We start from the raw sequence: 15,984 nt of genomic DNA on the forward strand, positions 1-15,984 counted from the left end.
ATGGGGTATCCGCCGCCCCCCGCGCCCCCCCCGCGCGTGGACCCCCCCCCCGGCCCAAAAACGCGGGGGGGCCCCCCCCCCGCGGGGGGGGGGGGGGGCCCCGGGGGCGCCCCGGCCCCCCCCACCGCTCAGCTCAGCCCTTGTCGGAGCCGTCGTTGACGTCGCGCACGAAGTAGCGCTGGAAGATCACGAAGATGATCGCGACGGGGATGGTGGCCAGCAGGGCGGCGCCCAGCTTGAGCGGATACTGACTGCCCTTGCCGAGGGAGCCACTGACCAGGTCAGCCAGGCCGCGCGGCAGGGTGAACAGGTTCGGGTCCTGCACCGCCACCAGGCTGTGCGGGAACTCGTTCCAGGAGCCCTGGAAGGAGAGGATGGTCAGGGTGATCAGCGCCGGTTTCGCCATCGGCAGCACCACCGACCAGAAGGTCCGGAAGACTCCTGCCCCGTCGATCCGGGCCGCCTCCTCGACGCTGACCGGGATCGACTCGAAGAACTGCTTCATGATGAACACGCCGGCCGCGTCGGCGAGCAACGGCACGATCAGGCCGGCGTAGCTGTTGTAGATGCCGAGCTGGTTGAGCACCAGGAACTTCGGGATCAGCAGCACCACGCCGGGCACCGCCATCACCGCGATGACCGCGGCGAAGAGCCCAGACCGCCCGCGGAAGCGCAGCCGGGCCAGCGCGTAGCCGGCGAGCGAGTCGAAGAACACCCGGCCCACCGTGACCAGCACGGTGACCAGCAGCGAATTGCCGACCCAGAGCGGGAAGTTGGTGCCGGCGAAGATCCGCTCGAAGCCGGCCAGCGTCAGCGGGTCGGGGAACGGCGAGAGCGGGTTGGCCGCCGAGTCCGGCTCGGTCTTCAGCGAGTTGGCGAGCTGGATGACGAACGGGTAGAGGAAGACCAGCCCGAAGAAGACCAGCGTGGCGTACCCCAGGAAACGGGACACCACAGTGCGGGCCGGGCGGCGGCCGCGCCGCGCGGGCACCGCCGCCACCGGCGGGCGGTCGGTCAGCACGGCCATGTCACGACCCCTCCGGTACGCGCCGACGCCACCGGCCGCGTCGCCGCCGGACCGGGTCCCGGTCGGCCAGCACCCGGCGCTGGATCAGCGTCAGCACGATGATGATCAGGAACAGCACGAACGAGATCGCCGCGCCGGAGCCGTAGTCGAAGTCCCGGAACGCGGTGCGGTACGACAGGTAGGCCGGGGTGAGCGTGGTCTTGGCCGGGTCGCCCTGGCTCATCACGTACACCTGGTCGAAGACCTGCCAGGAGCCGATCAGGCCGAGGGTGAGCACCAGGAAGGTGGTCGGCTTGATCATCGGCAGGGTGACGTGTCGGAACCGCTGCCAGCGGGTCGCCCCGTCCAGGGTGCTGGCCTCGTCCAGCGTCACCGGGACGTTCTGCAACGCGGCGAGGAACATCAGCATGAAGGTGCCGGAGGTGGTCCAGATGACCAGCGTGATGATCGAGACCATCGCCACGCTCGGCCCGGACAGCCAGTCCCACCAGGTCAGCCCGAGCGGGCCGCCCGAAGTCATCGCGGCGGGCGGGGTGTCCACGCCGACCGCACCGAAGAGCAGATGCAGGACGCCCCGCGAGTCGGCGAACCATTCCGGCCCGTCGATGCCGACGAAGCCGAGCAGGTTGTTGATCACGCCCGAGTTGGCGAACAGGAAGAGGAAGACCACGCTGATCGCGACCGAGCTGGTCACCGAGGGGAAGTAGAAGGCGCTGCGGAAGAAGCCCTTCCCCTTGAGCATCCGGTTGTTCACCATCAGCGCGAGGCCGAGGGCGAGCGCGGTCTGCACCGGCACCACAATGCCGACGTAGTAGATGTTGTTCCGGATGCTGGTCATGAAGTCGCGGCGGTCCAGCCCGTCCTCGGTGAACAGCCGGGTGTAGTTCTCGGTGCCGACGAACGGCACGTCGGCGGTGAACGGGCTGCCCTGGCCGTTCCAGTCGGTCAGGCTCACCCAGAGCGCCATCAGGATCGGCAGCAGCAGGAACAGCCCGAGGATCACGATCACCGGGGCCATGAAGAGCCAGCCGGCGGCGTTCTCGTTGCTGCGGGTGCCGCGGCCGCGCCGTCGGGGCGCGTCACCGCGCGCCGTGGCCGGCGCCGCGATTGCCTCGGTCGCCATCTCCCCCCCTCCCTGTCCGGGCGGAGGCGGGTGCGGGGGCCCGGAGTCTCCCCGGGCCCCCGCACCATCGCCTCAGCTGCCGCCGAGCGCCGCCTTGGCGTTCTTGTCGAAGTTCGCCAGGACGGTCTTCGGGTCGCCGTTGGCCAGGCTCTGCAGGCCGGCCTCCAGGTCCCGCAGCACGCTGTCCATCTTCGGGGCGTTCACCGGGCCCTGGGCGTACTCGACGCCGTCGATGAACGGCTTGTCGGCCGGGAACGCGGCGGTGTACTGGTCACGCACCGACTGGCGGGACGGCATCACACCGAACGCGGTGGCGAAGGCCATCTGCTGCTCGCCGCTGGTCATCGCCTCGACGAACTTGATCGCCTGCTCCTTGTGCGCCGACTTGGCGGCGATCCCCCAGCACTGGGTGAAGGAGAGCGTGCCCTGCCCCTTCGGGCCGGCCGGCAGCGGGACGACCTTGTACTTGACGTTCGGGAAGTCGTTCTGCAGCGCGCCCTTGATCCAGTTGCCCTCGATGGTCATCACCGCCTTGCCCTTGCCGAACGCCTCGCCGGACCAGCCGGCGTCGAGCTGCTTGGGATAGCGGGCCAGGCCGGTGGTCAGCATGGTCTTGACGTACTGGAGGGCGGCCAGGTTCTCCGCCGTGTCGGCGGTGGGCTGCTTGCCGTCCTTGCTCATCAGCCAGCCGCCGTTCTGCACCATGAAGGCGCCGATCCGGTCCCGGGTGTCCCCGAGCGCCAGCGCCACCTGGCCCTTGGCCTTGATCTTCTGGGCGGTTGCGGTGAGCTGGTCCCAGGTGGTCGGCACGTCCGCGTCGGTCAGGCCGGCCTTCGTCCAGAGGTCGGTGTTGATCTGCAGGGCGAGGGTGGAGAAGTCCTTCGGCGCGCAGTAGAGCTTGCCGTCGTAGGTGAAGGTGGTGCGCAGGCTCTCGTAGAAGTCACCGGTGTTGCTGATCTTGTCGCCGTACGGCTCGAGGGCGCCGACGCTGGCGTAGTCGGCTAACCGGGTCGCGTCCACGTAGAAGACGTCCGGCGGGGTGCCGCCGGCGAGGGCCTGACCGAGCTGCTGGGTGAGGTCCTGCGCGGCGGTCACCGTGGCGGTGTTGCCGGAGCTGCTGGCCCACTTGGCCGCCGCGTCCTGCACCGCCTTGGTCTCGGCGTCGCCGGAGGAGCCGATCAGGATCTGGATGTTCGCCGGGCCGCTGGACTGGGCGGCGTCACCCGAGTTGTCGTCGAAGCCGCTGCCACAGGCGGCGGAGCCGAGCAGGGCGACGGCGGCGAGGCCGGCCACCGTCGCCCGGGTGAGGGTTCGAGGTGCCATCTGGTTCTCCTGTTGGGGGAAGGGGGTTAAGCGGTGTGCCGCAGGGCCAGCGAGGGCTGGAGCAGCACGGGGGCAGGGGTCTGTTGGTCACCGTCGAGGACGGCGGTGAGCAGGTCCACGCAGCTGGCGGCGGCCTCGGCGAGGGGCTGACTGACGCTGGTCAACCCGATCGCGGCGGCGACCGGGGTGTCGTCGAAACCGATCACCGCGACCGCCGGTTCGACGCCGCGGACGGCCTGCATCGCGCCCAGCGCGAGCGAGTCGCTGGCGCAGACCACGGCGGTCGGCGGCTCGGCGGCGACGAGCAGGTCACGCATCAGCCGCTCGCCCTCGGCGACGCCGTCCTCGGTGGCCCGGTCCAGGTCGGTCGGGTCGATCCCGGCCGCGCGCAGCGTCTCCCGCCAGCCGGCACGCCGGTCGTCGCCGACGCCGGACCCGGCGGGCCAGCCGAGAAAACCGATCCGGCGGTGGCCGCGGGTCAACAGGTGGGCGGTGGCCCGGGCGGTGCCGGCGGCGCCGTCGACGTCGACCCACGGGTGTGCGGTCGGGTCGTCCCACGGCCGGCCGAAGGTCACGAAGGCCACGCCGCGCTCGGCCAGCCAGGCCGTGCGGGGGTCACCGTGGTCGGTGCCGGTCAGCACGAAGGCGTCCAGGTCGTACGCGCTGAGCAGGTCGTCGTAGGTGGCGATCTCCTGCTGGTCGTCGGCGGCGGTGTAGAGCAGGGTGCGGTAGCCCGCGGTCTCGGCAGCCTCGGTGAGGCCGTGCAGGAACCGGTCGAGCACCGAGCCGTTGATCCCGTCCCGGGTGGGCTCGATCCGGACGGCGATCAGTTGTGAGCGGCCGGTGCGCATCTGCCGGGCGGCCTGGTTGGCCCGGTAGCCGAGGACGCTGATCGCCTCCTGGACCCGCTGCCGGGTCTCCTCGCGCACGATGTGCGGCGCGTTGATCACGTTGGAGACGGTCTGGCGGCTCACGTGGGCGTGCCGGGCCACCGTCGCGATGGTCACCTTTTCGGCCACAAAATCCCTCTCGCCATCTTGAACGATCCAATTTGGATACGGCAGGATTAGATCGTTCAAGTTTCTGGAATGTTTCGCACTTTGCACCGCCCGGGACGAGTTGTCAAGACGTCCGTCCCGCCCCCACAGGATCTGGAGCCGCACCGTGACCGAACGCCTTCTGCAACCCCTGCTGCACGAGCTGGTGGGTACCGTCCTCGCCCCCACCAGCGCGCTGGGGGACGCGACCGGGCAGATTCGCCCGGCCGGTGTCCAAGGCGTCTTCCACGCCGACGCCCGGGTGCTCTCCCGGGCCGAGCTACGAGTCGACGGCCGGGAACCCGAAGCGCTCACCCAGGGCGCCGACGGCCCGCACGCCGTGCGCTTCGTCGGCCTGGCCCGGTGGCTCGGCGACCCGACCCCCGACCCGACCGTCCGGATCGAACGGCTGCGCCGGCTCACCCCGCGCGGGCTCACCGAGGAGCTGCGGATCGTCTCCACCGCCTCGGTGCCGGTACGGGCCCGGGTCAGCGTCGAGCTCGGCTGCGACCTGGCCCCGATCGAGGTGGTCAAGTCCGGCGGCACCACCGAGGCGCTGACCGCCAAGACCGGCCGGCCCGGCGAGCTGACCTGGGCGGCCGACGGCATCACGGTCACCGTGACCGGCGACGACGCCGAGACCGAGGCCACCGGCGAGCGGGCCAGCACGCCCCGGCTGGCCTGGCCGGTCGAGCTGCCGCCCGGCGGCACGGCGGTGCTGCGCTGGCGGCTGACCGTCGACGACCCGAGGGCGGTGGTGGTCTGCCCGCCGGGCGAACCCACCTGGTCCCGGCCGGCGCTGCGGGCGGACGACCGGCGGCTGGTCCGGCTCCTCGACCGCAGCCTGGACGACCTGCGCGGCCTGCGGCTGGCCGAGACCGGCGCACCGCACGACGTCTTCCTCGGCGCCGGGGTGCCCTGGTTCCTCACCCTCTTCGGGCGCGACAGCCTCTGGGCCGCCCGGATGATGCTGCCGCTCGGCACCGAGCTGGCCGCCAGCACGCTCCGGGTGCTCGCCCGGCGGCAGGGCAGCCGGGTCGATCCGAGCACGGGCGAGGCGCCCGGCAAGATCCTGCACGAGCTGCGGCGGCACGAGTTCACGCTGGACGACGGGCTGCGGCTGCCGCCGGCTTACTACGGCACGGTCGACGCGACCATGCTCTGGATCAGCCTGCTGCACGACGCCTGGCGCTGGGGCCTGCCGGCCGAGCAGGTCGAGCCGCTGCTGCCACACCTGGAGGCGGCGCTGGGCTGGCTCGCCGACCACGCCGACGCCGACGGCGACGGGCTGGTCGAGTACATCGACACCACCGGGCACGGCCTGGCCAACCAGGGGTGGAAGGACTCCGGCGACGCCGTCCGGTTCCGCGACGGCACCCTGGCCACCGCGCCGATCGTGCTGGCCGAGGTGCAGGGCTACGCGCACGAGGCGGCCGTTCACGCCGCCGCGCTGCTCGACGCGTTCGACCGCCCGGGCGGGGAGCGCTGGCGCGGGTACGCCGACCGGCTGGCCGGCCGGTTCCGGGCCGCGTTCTGGGTGGACGGGCCGCACGGCCCCCAGCCGGCGCTCGCCCTGGACCGGGACAAGCGCCCGGTCAACTCGCTGACCAGCAACATCGGCCACCTGCTCGGCACCGGCCTGCTCTCCGGCGAGGAGGAGGCGCAGGTGGCCCGGCTGCTCGGCAGCGAGGCGCTGGCCGGTGGGTTCGGCCTGCGCACCATGTCCACCGACGACGCCGGGTTCAGCCCGCTGTCGTACCACTGCGGGTCGATCTGGGCGCACGACACCGCGATCGTGCTCGCGGGGCTGGCCCGGGCCGGCTTCCGGGAGGCCGCGCTCGGCCTCGCCGACGGGCTGCTCGGCGCGGCCGAGGCGTTCGACTACCGGCTGCCCGAGCTGTACGGCGGGGACGACCGGTCGCTGGTCGGCCGGCCAGTGCCGTACCCCGCGGCGTGCCGGCCGCAGGCCTGGGCCGCGGCCGGTGGGGTGCTGCTGCTCCAGGCCGCCGCCGGGCTCTACCCGGACGTGCCCGGCGGCACGGTCCGGGTCGCGCCACTGGCCGGGCCGGAGCTGGGCGCGGTCACGGTGGAGCGGCTGCGGGTCGCCGGCGCCCCGGTCACGGTGACGGTCGACCGCGCCGGCCACCCCACCGTCACCGGCCTACCCGCCCCGCTGACCCTGATCGCCGATCCCACCCCGGCCATCCCCGCCCCACGTCCCGCCCCGACCGAAACCCCCACCCACAGCTGACCCCGCCCGTCACCAGCGTTGATCATGAGGTCTGCGGCGATCCCGATCTCCAGAACCGCCGCAGACCCCATGATCGACAGGTCACGGGGTGGGTGGGGCGGTCAGCTCGGCCACCAGTTCGTCGTCTTCCATCATCCCGGTGGGGCGGAAGCCGAGAGCGGTGTAGAGGGCCGCGGCGGCGGTGTTCTCCGGGTGGTACGACAGCCGGACCGGCGGGTTGCCGTCCCGAGCGGCCAGCCAGCCGGCGAGCGTGGCCACGGTGGCCCGGCCGACTCCCCGGCCCTGCTCCGCCGCGTCGATCACCATGCCGCCGATCCAGTGCGAACCGTCGTCGTCCACGCCCCACATGACGTGGCCGACGACGGTCTCGTCCGCGTACACCGCGAGCGACCGCCACACCTCGCTGCGACTGGTCAGCAGCAGGTACCTGGCGGCCAGCGCGGCCACCCAGTCCCGCTGGTCGTCACGGGGCGCGACGTCGGCCACCGCCCGCCAGTTGTCGTCGTCCACCGGGCGAAGGGTGACCCGGCGCCCGTCCCGATCGCGGTAATCAGCATCAATCACCGGGGCAGCCTAGGACCGCGCCGGCATGGTGGCCACGCGATAATCGGCGCCGAGCTAGTCGAGCAGGGCGTCCAGGCCGACGGTGAGGCCGGGGCGGTTGCGCACCGCGCGGACGGCCAGCAGCACCCCGGGCATGAACGAGGCCCGGTCGTACGAATCGTGCCGGATGGTCAGCGTCTCGCCGGTGGTCCCGAAGAGCACTTCCTGGTGCGCGACGAGCCCGGTGGCCCGCACCGCGTGCACGCGTACCCCGTCGATCTCGGCGCCGCGGGCACCCGGAACCTCGTCCTTCGTGGCGTCCGGCACCGGCCCGAGACCGGCCTCGGCCCGGGCCAGGGCGATCTGCCGGGCGGTGTGCGTCGCCGTGCCGCTGGGCGCGTCGAGCTTGCGCGGGTGGTGCTGCTCGATGATCTCGACCGACTCGAAGTGCCGGGCCGCGCGGGCGGCGAACTGCATCATCAGCACCGCGCCGATGCCGAAGTTGGGGGCGATCACCACGCCGACCCCGGGCTTGCGGGCCAGCCAGCCGCGCACCCGCTCCAGTCGCTGCTCGGTGAAGCCGGTCGTGCCGACCACCGCGCTGATGCCCTGGTCGATGCACCAGTCCAGGTTGTCCATGACGACATCCGGGGTGGTGAAGTCGACGACCACCTCGGCGCCGGCGTCCGAGGCGGCGGAGAGGCCGTCGCCCTGGTCGATCATCGCCGCCAGCTCCAGGTCGGACGCCGCGTCGACCGCCTTGCACACCTCGACGCCCATCCGGCCCCGGGCACCGAACACGCCCACCCGCAGCGGCTCGACCGGGTTTCTCTCCTGCTCGTCACTCACGGGCCACAACCTATCCCAACCAACACGCCCCCCACCCCGCGGTCCGCAACCCGGCCCATCCCGTCGATCATGCAGTTGTGGTGGGTGACAAAAGGCGCGAATGCGGCTGAGCCTGGCACCACGACTGCATGATCGACGCCGGCATAGGGCGCGGGGTCAGGGGGTGCTGAAGTCGGTGGGGGCGAAGGGGCCTACCACGGCCAGGGACATCGGCCGGGCGAGCAGTTCGGCGGCGAGGGTGTTGACCTCCTCGACGGTCACCGCGTCGACCCGGGCGAGCAGCTTGTCGACCGGCATCAGGTCGCCGTAGAGCAGCTCGCCCTTGGCCAGCCGGCTCATCCGCGAGCCGGTGTCCTCCAGGCCCAGCACGAACGACCCCTTGGACATCCCCTTGCCCCGGGCCACCTCGGCCTCGGTCAGCCCGCCGGCGGCCACCCGGGCCAGCTCGGCGCGGGTCAGCTGGAGCACCTCGTCCACCTTGCCGGGCGCGCAGCCGGCGTAGACGGCGAACAGGCCGGTGTCGGCGTACTGGCTGGCGTAGGAGTAGACCGAGTAGGCCAGGCCGCGCTGCTCGCGAATCTCCTGGAACAGCCGGCTGGACATGCCCCCGCCGAGCACGTTGTTGAGCACGCCCAGGGCGAACCGGCGCTCGTCGGCCCGGTCGATGCCGGGGCAGCCGAGAATGACGTGCGCCTGCTCGGTCTCCTTCGACTCGACCAGGGTGGACGCCGGCTGGGTGCGTACGGCCGGGGTGGTCGGGCGGTGCGGCGCGGGCACCGCCGCGTCGGTGTCCAGTGGGGTGTCGCGCAGCGCCTGCCGGACCAGCTTGACCACCGCGGCGTGGTCCAGGTTGCCGGCGGCGGCGATGACGATCTGCGGAGCGGTGTAGCGGCCGCGGTAGAAGTCCTGGATCTGCCGCCGGGTCATCGGGGTGACCGTCTCCTCGGTGCCGGAGATCAGCCGGCCCAGCGGATGGTCGCCGTAGACGGCCTGGACGAAGAGGTCGTGCACCTCGTCACCGGGCTCGTCGTCGTGCATGGCGATCTCTTCGAGGATCACGCCCCGCTCGGTCTCGACGTCCGCCTCCTCCAGCACGGAGTCGGCGACCAGGTCGCACATCACGTCGATCGCCAGCGGCAGGTCCTCGTCCAGCACGCGGGCGTAGTAGCAGGTGTACTCCTTGGTGGTGAAGGCGTTGGTCTCGCCGCCCACCGCCTCGATCGCCGAGGAGATCTCCAGCGCGCTGCGCTTGCGGGTGCCCTTGAAGAGCAGGTGCTCCAGGAAGTGCGCGGCACCGGACTGCGGGCCGGTCTCGTCCCGGGAGCCGACCGCCACCCAGATGCCGAACGACACACTGCGCATCGCCGGGATCGCCTCGGTGAGCACGCGCAGCCCACTGGGGAGCACGGTACGCCGTACCGTGCCGCCCAACGGGTCGTCGCTGATCGTCCGGGTCACCGCCCGGGCGGCGCCGCCGGAGCGACCCGCCCCGGCGGCCCCGGACGGAGCCACCCCCCGTCGATCCGGCGGAAACGGCGCACGAACGGCCCGACTCACGTGTTGCTCCCAGATCGACGAGGGGTGGAGGTGCTGCGGTACGGGACAGTCAGCTGTGCCGGGTCCGGCGGCGCGGACGCTCGCCGCCCTCGCCACCCTCGCCGCCCTGACCACCCTGGCCACGGTCACCGCGCTCCGGGCCACGGCTGCCGCCGCGCTCCCGGTCGCCACGGTCCCGCGGGCCCCGGTCGCCGCGGTCGCGGCCAGCCGGACGCTCGCCCTCGGCGGCCTCCGTGGCGGCCGGCGCCTCGGCGCCCTCCGGGCGGACCTTGTCCAGGTAGATCTTGCCGCGGGCGTCGATGTCCGCGATCTCCACCTCGACCCGGTCGCCGACGTTGAGGAAGTCCTCGACCTTCTCGACCCGCTTGCCGTCGCCCACCTTGGAGATGTGCAGCAGACCGTCGCGACCCGGCAGCAGCGAGATGAACGCGCCGAACGCGGCGGTCTTGACCACCGTGCCGAGGAACCGCTCCCCCACCTTCGGCAGGGTCGGGTTGGCGATGCCGTTGATCCGGTCCACCGCGGCCTGGGCCGACGGACCGTTGGTCGCACCGACGTAGATCGTGCCGTCGTCCTCGATGGAGATCTCGGCGCCGGTCTCGTCCTGGATGGCGTTGATGGTCTGGCCCTTCGGGCCGATCACCATGCCGATCTTGTCGACCGGAATCTTGACGGTGGTGACCCGCGGCGCGTACTCCGACATCTCAGCCGGAGCCTCGATCGCCGCCTGCATCACGCCGAGGATGGTCTGCCGGGCCTCGTTCGCCTGCTGCAGCGCGGCGGCCAGCACGTCCGACGGGATGCCGTCGAGCTTGGTGTCGAGCTGGAGCGCGGTGACGAACTCCGGGGTGCCGGCGACCTTGAAGTCCATGTCACCGAACGCGTCCTCGGCACCGAGGATGTCGGTCAGCGTCACGTACTGGGTCTTGCCGTCGACCTCGTCGGAGATGAGGCCCATGGCGATGCCGGCGACCGGCGCCTTCAGCGGCACACCGGCGCTGAGCAGGCCCAGCGTCGAGGCGCAGACCGAACCCATCGAGGTGGAGCCGTTGGAGCCGAGAGCCTCGGAGACCTGCCGGATGGCGTACGGGAACTCCTCGCGCGACGGCAGCACCGGGATCAGCGCCCGCTCGGCGAGCGCGCCGTGGCCGATCTCGCGCCGCTTCGGCGAGCCGACTCGGCCGGTCTCACCGGTCGAGTAGGGCGGGAAGTTGTAGTTGTGCATGTAGCGCTTGCGGTTCTCCGGGGAGAGGGTGTCGACCATCTGCTCCATGCGCAGCATGTTGAGCGTGGTGACGCCGAGGATCTGGGTCTCGCCCCGCTCGAACAGCGCCGAGCCGTGCACCCGCGGCAGCACGCCGACCTCGGCGGTCAGCGGACGGATGTCGCGCGGGCCGCGGCCGTCGATGCGGATCTGCTCGCGCAGCACCCGGTTGCGCACCTCGGACTTGGTCAGCGACCGGAAGGCGGCGCTGAGCTCCTTCTCCCGGCCCTCGAAGCGACCGCCGAGCTCCTCGGCGACCTTGGCCTTGACCCGGTCCAGGGCCTCCTCGCGGTCGGCCTTGCCGGCGATCTGGAGCGCCTCGGCCACCTCGGCGCGGGCCACGTCGGCCACCGCCGCGAAGGCGTCGTCCTGGTAGTCCAGGAAGACCGGGAACTCGGCGACCGGCTTGGCGGCCACCTCGGCCAGCTCGCTCTGCGCGCGGCACAGCTCGCGGATCGCCGGCTTCGCGGCCTCCAGGCCGCTGGCCACGATCTCCTCGGTCGGCGCGGTCGCGCCGCCCGCGATCAGGGTCACCGCGTTCGGCGTCGCCTCGGCCTCGACCATCATGATCGCGACATCGCCGTCGGGCAGGGTGCGGCCGGCCACGACCATGTCGAAGGTGGCCCGGGCCAGCTCCTCCAGGGTCGGGAAGGCGACCCACTGGCCGTCGATGTGCGCGACCCGGGTCGCCCCGATCGGGCCGGAGAACGGCAGGCCGGAGAGCTTGGTGGACATCGAGGCGGCGTTGATCGCCACGACGTCGTACGGGTGCTGCGGGTCGAGCGCGAGGACGGTCTCGACGACCTGGACCTCGTTGCGCAGGCCCTTGACGAACGACGGGCGCAGCGGCCGGTCGATCAGCCGGCAGGTGAGGATGGCGTCCTCGCTGGGCCGGCCCTCGCGGCGGAAGAACGAGCCGGGGATCCGGCCCGCGGCGTACATCCGCTCCTCGACGTCGACGGTCAGCGGGAAGAAGTCGAACTGCTCCTTCGGCTGCTTGCCGGCGGTGGTGGCGGAGAGGACCACCGTCTCGCCCAGCTGGGCGACGACGGAGCCGGCGGCCTGACGGGCGAGCCGGCCGGTGGAGAAAGTGATCTCACGGGTGCCGAAGGACCCGTTGTCGATCACGGCGGTGCGGGATTCGGTGCCGAGGTTGGTCTCGGTCATGTGCTGTCGTGCTCCTTCGCGTCGTGGGCCCACGACACGGGGAGCTGCTCAGACGGCCGGTCTTCGATCGAAGCGCCCGGGTGGCCGGCATGATGCCGGGATTCCCGGGGGCCACTACCGGAGACCGGTACGCTGACCGGCTCCCTGTCGGGTGGTCGCGCGGCCCTGTTCTTCTGTGGTACCGGAAACGGGGGAGCGGCCCGGTGGGCCACTCCCCCGTCACGTCATCGGCGCAGGCCGAGCCGCTCGATGAGCGACCGGTAGCGGTTGATGTCCTTCTTCTGGACGTAGTTGAGCAGCCGACGGCGACGGCCGACCAGCAGCAGCAGCCCACGGCGGCTGTGGTGGTCGTGCTTGTGCACCTTCAGGTGCTCGGTCAGCTCAGCGATCCGCTTGGTGAGGACCGCGACCTGCACCTCCGGCGAACCGGTGTCGCCCTCGGCGGTCGCGTACTCCGAGCGGATCTTGGCCTTGGCTTCCTGGTCGAGCGCCATGTTCTCCCTGTTTCGATGGGTTGATCAGTGGTGTCCGCCGTCCGTCCGGTGGACCGACTCGGACCGGCACCTCGCACCCGCGGCGTCGAGCAGGCACGCGAGGCCCCACGTCGGTCATCCGACGTCCCCGCCAGACTACCAGTTGTTGCCGGGAGCACCCGGTCAAGGGCCACGTGCCGGGTTCGCGCCGCGCCGCCGGGAGCACCCGACGGGGCGCCCGCGGTGTCAGCCGAGCGCGCGGCGGGTCCGCTCGACGTCCTGCCCCATCTGGGCGATCAACGGCTCGATCGAGTCGTAGCGCACCTGACCGCGCAGGTGCGCCACGAAGTCCAGCGCCAGCCGCTCGCCGTAGAGGTCACCGTCGAAGTCCAGGGCGTACGCCTCCACCCGCCGCTCCCGGCCGGAGAAGGTCGGATTGGTGCCGACGGAGACGGCCGCCATCAACGGCTCCCGCTGGCCCCGGCGGATCAGCCGGGCGGCGTAGACCCCGTCGGCGGGGATCGCGGCGTACCGGTGGCAGAGCAGGTTGGCGGTCGGAAAGCCCAGCTCGCGGCCGCGCTGGTCGCCCCGGACCACCACGCCCTCCACCCGGTGCGGCCGGCCCAGCGCGGCCGCTGCGGCGCCCACGTCCCCGGCGTCGACGCAGGAGCGGATGTACGTCGAGGAGAAGACGGTGCCGTCCCCGGCCACCAGCGGGGCGGCCTCGATCCCGAAGCCGAAGGTCCGGCCCAGCCGCTCCAGCAGCGCCACGTCACCGGCCGCCTTGTGCCCGAAGCGGAAGTTGTCGCCGACCACCACCTGCGCGGCGTGCAGATGTTCGACCAGGACGTCGTGCACGAACGCCTCGGCCGGCAGCCGGGAGAACTCGGGGGTGAACGGCACCACACAGAGCACGTCGGCGCCGAGCGCCTCGATCAACTCCGCCTTGCGCGCCTGTTCGGTGAGCACCGCCGGGTGCGAGCCGGGGCGTACCACCTCGGCCGGGTGCGGGTCGAACGTGACCACCACCGACTGCACGCCCAGCTCCCGCGCCCGGGCCACGGTGTGCCCGATGGTCGCCTGGTGCCCCTTGTGCACGCCGTCGAAGACACCGATGGTGACGACCGAGCGCCCCCATCCGCCGGGCGCCGCGTCGTACCCCCGCCACCGCTGCATGCCGCTCCTCCCCTGCTCTTCGTCCGGCTCCGCCGGCCTGCCCCGCGAACCCGCCGGCCACCGCCGGCCCCGCCCCACCGTCAGGCCGGCGCGAGCACGATCTCCGCGCGGGCCCGGCCGTCCCGCTCGCTGACGATAGCGATCAGGCCGCCGGCCGGGTCGAAGACGGCGTACGGACCGGTGATGCCGGCCGGGTCCAGCGGCCCGCCGTGGGAGAGCACGGTCGCCTCGGCGGCGGTGGCGTCCCGGCGCGCGAAGAACCGCTCGGCCGCCGCGGCGAGCGGCAGGGTGACCACCTCCGGCGCGCGCTCCTCCAGCTCGTCGAGCGTGGCGGCCTCGGCGAGCCCGAAGCCGCCCACCGCGGTACGCCGCAGCGCCGTCAGGTGCCCGCCCACCCCGAGGGCGAGGCCCGCGTCCCGGGCGATGGCCCGGATGTACGTGCCGGACGAGCAGGTGACGTCGACGTCCACGTCGACCACGTCGGGCTGGTCGCGCCGGACGGCGAGCAGCTCCAGCCGGGAGACGGTGACCCGGCGGGCCGGCAGCTCGACGCTCTCCCCCTCGCGTACCCGCTTGTACGCCCGCTGTCCGTTGATCTTGATCGCGCTCACCGCGCTCGGCACCTGGTCGATCTCGCCGGTCAGCGGGGCGAGCGCGTTCCGGATCGCCTCGTCGGTGACCCGCCCGGCCGGGGTGGTGGAGATCACGTCCCCCTCGGCGTCGTCGGTCACGGTGGCCTGGCCGAGCCGGATCGTGGCGGTGTAGCTCTTGCCCGCCCCGATCACGTACGTCAACAGCCGGGTGGCCCGGCCCACACCGATCACCAGCACCCCGGTCGCCATCGGGTCGAGCGTGCCGCCGTGGCCCACCCGACGGGTCCGGGCCAACCGGCGGATCCGCGCCACCACGTCGTGCGACGTCATGCCGCCGGGCTTGTCGACCACGATCAGACCGTCTGTGCTCACGACACCCAAGCCTGCCAGACGACCCCACGGGCGCCGCTGCCTGGCCGGGCGCCGCCGGCGTGGTCGGGCGTTCGGCTGGTACGAAGATCGGTCGGAAGGCTCGGATCACCCGGTGACAGCGATCGGGGCCCTTACCGGGCACCGGCGGATGCGATGATCATGCGCCCCTCGCCGCCTCGACCCCTGGACCGACCCCGTATGAGCATCGATCCTTCCGCCCCCAACCCGACCCGCGGCGTCGTGCCCGACGTGGACGACGACCCGCCGGTCCGGATCCCGGACTGGATGCGTGAGCCGCGGACGGAGCGCCCGTTGACCGGATCCGAACGGATCCGGTTGGGCTGGGAGGAGCACGGCGGCAAGCTGCTCGGCGGCGTCGGCGCCCTGATGGCCGCCGGCCTGGTCGTGGTGCTGGCCGTGAGTGGGATCAGCTTCCGCCAGTGGATGAGCGACGGCGAACCGCTGCTGCCCCGCCGTGACCGGACCGTCGACGCGAGACCCACCGACGCCAGCGGCAACACCCTGGGGGTGTACGTCGGCACCCCCGCGGAGTCCTTCGCGGTGGGGGCCGACGCGATCGAACTGCCGGCCGCCCGCGCGGCCGGGCCGTTCAGCACCAAGCAGGTCGCGGACGGGCTGGGCCGGGTACGGCAGGCGCTCATCGAGGCGCGACTCGACCGCTCGATGGTCGCGGCGAACGACGCGAAGCCCTTCCTCGCCCTGCTGGCCCCGGACGACCGGGCCGATATCCGGGGCGACCTGGCCGACGGCGTGGCCCTGAACTACGCGACCCGGGTCGACCGGGACGCCGACCCGGACTGGGTGGAGCAGGACGGCGTCCGGGCGAAGGGCACGATCACCTACCGCTCGACCACCGACGGCGACGGCATCCGCGTCCTCGAGATCACCACGAGCTTCCTCTGGGTCTACTCCTTCGACCTGTGGCAGGCGCAGAAGTATCCGCCCGGGGCGGAGCTGGTCACGGTCCGCGACCGGGTGGTCTGGCACCTGCCGCTGCCGGCCGACGTCCTGCCGGCCTCCCGTGGTCTCTGGGTGCAGGAGGCCGCCAGCACCCTGCAGAACGCCGACTGCGCCGCGCTCAACCGTGGCTACCTGGCGCTCGCGGAGAAGGACCGGTTGGGTATCCGTATCCCCACCCCGGGCCCGACCGGCGACGTCTACCAGCCCGACTGGCGTCCGGGCGACGGCGAGGAGTGCTGAGGCCGCCG

General features: G+C 72.4%; 13 protein-coding genes. 2 read left to right on the forward strand and 11 right to left on the reverse strand.

The features are described from left to right. Positions 1-133 precede the first annotated feature (133 nt). From ACIBBA_RS26745 to ACIBBA_RS26760, 4 genes are all read right to left on the reverse strand, one after another. Positions 134-1,027, reverse strand: a complete 894-nt coding sequence (locus tag ACIBBA_RS26745) for a carbohydrate ABC transporter permease (RefSeq protein ID WP_396700687.1) — start codon at positions 1,025-1,027, stop codon at positions 134-136. 1 nt (position 1,028) lies between these two features. Continuing rightward, on the reverse strand, positions 1,029-2,150 hold the full coding sequence (locus tag ACIBBA_RS26750) for a carbohydrate ABC transporter permease (protein ID WP_396700688.1): 1,122 nt from the start codon (positions 2,148-2,150) through the stop codon (positions 1,029-1,031). A 72-nt stretch (positions 2,151-2,222) separates the two neighbouring features. Further along, complete coding sequence (locus tag ACIBBA_RS26755; protein ID WP_396700689.1) at positions 2,223-3,473, reverse strand: extracellular solute-binding protein; 1,251 nt, start codon at positions 3,471-3,473, stop codon at positions 2,223-2,225. A 26-nt stretch (positions 3,474-3,499) separates the two neighbouring features. Then, a complete protein-coding gene (locus ACIBBA_RS26760; protein WP_396700690.1) occupies positions 3,500-4,492 on the reverse strand; it encodes a LacI family DNA-binding transcriptional regulator in 993 nt (330 codons plus the stop codon). 145 nt (positions 4,493-4,637) lie between these two features. Between ACIBBA_RS26760 and ACIBBA_RS26765 the strand changes: the two genes are divergently transcribed. Continuing rightward, a complete protein-coding gene (locus tag ACIBBA_RS26765) occupies positions 4,638-6,761 on the forward strand; it encodes a glycogen debranching N-terminal domain-containing protein (RefSeq protein ID WP_396700691.1) in 2,124 nt (707 codons plus the stop codon). An 81-nt stretch (positions 6,762-6,842) separates the two neighbouring features. On the opposite strand, the gene ACIBBA_RS26770 is transcribed toward ACIBBA_RS26765, so the two are convergent. The 7 genes from ACIBBA_RS26770 to truB form a co-directional block, all read right to left on the reverse strand. Beyond that, positions 6,843-7,325, reverse strand: coding sequence for a GNAT family N-acetyltransferase (locus ACIBBA_RS26770; RefSeq protein WP_396700692.1), 483 nt, complete (start codon positions 7,323-7,325; stop codon positions 6,843-6,845). 54 nt (positions 7,326-7,379) lie between these two features. After that, positions 7,380-8,153: a 4-hydroxy-tetrahydrodipicolinate reductase gene (gene dapB / locus ACIBBA_RS26775; RefSeq protein WP_396700693.1), complete on the reverse strand. Its 774-nt coding sequence runs from the start codon at positions 8,151-8,153 to the stop codon at positions 7,380-7,382. A gap of 156 nt (positions 8,154-8,309) precedes the next feature. After that, the gene (locus tag ACIBBA_RS26780) at positions 8,310-9,710 is read right to left on the reverse strand and encodes a M16 family metallopeptidase (RefSeq protein ID WP_396700694.1); all 1,401 of its coding nucleotides are present in this window, start codon (positions 9,708-9,710) and stop codon (positions 8,310-8,312) included. 49 nt (positions 9,711-9,759) lie between these two features. Further along, positions 9,760-12,141, reverse strand: coding sequence for a polyribonucleotide nucleotidyltransferase (locus ACIBBA_RS26785; RefSeq protein ID WP_396700695.1), 2,382 nt, complete (start codon positions 12,139-12,141; stop codon positions 9,760-9,762). Between the two features lie 224 nt (positions 12,142-12,365). Next, a complete protein-coding gene (gene rpsO / locus ACIBBA_RS26790) occupies positions 12,366-12,635 on the reverse strand; it encodes a 30S ribosomal protein S15 (RefSeq protein ID WP_067302624.1) in 270 nt (89 codons plus the stop codon). A gap of 225 nt (positions 12,636-12,860) precedes the next feature. Further along, the gene (locus ACIBBA_RS26795; RefSeq protein WP_396700696.1) at positions 12,861-13,790 is read right to left on the reverse strand and encodes a bifunctional riboflavin kinase/FAD synthetase; all 930 of its coding nucleotides are present in this window, start codon (positions 13,788-13,790) and stop codon (positions 12,861-12,863) included. An 80-nt stretch (positions 13,791-13,870) separates the two neighbouring features. Continuing rightward, positions 13,871-14,755 (reverse strand): tRNA pseudouridine(55) synthase TruB, encoded by an 885-nt coding sequence (gene truB / locus ACIBBA_RS26800; protein WP_396700697.1) that lies wholly within the window; start codon positions 14,753-14,755, stop codon positions 13,871-13,873. Between the two features lie 198 nt (positions 14,756-14,953). Between truB and ACIBBA_RS26805 the strand changes: the two genes are divergently transcribed. Next, entirely contained in the window at positions 14,954-15,976 is a 1,023-nt protein-coding gene (locus ACIBBA_RS26805; RefSeq protein WP_396700698.1) for a hypothetical protein, read from the forward strand. Positions 15,977-15,984: the final 8 nt, after the last annotated feature.

The organism is Micromonospora sp. NPDC051006, assembly GCF_044456245.1.
In the GTDB taxonomy this organism is placed as follows: Bacteria; Actinomycetota; Actinomycetes; order Mycobacteriales; family Micromonosporaceae; genus Micromonospora.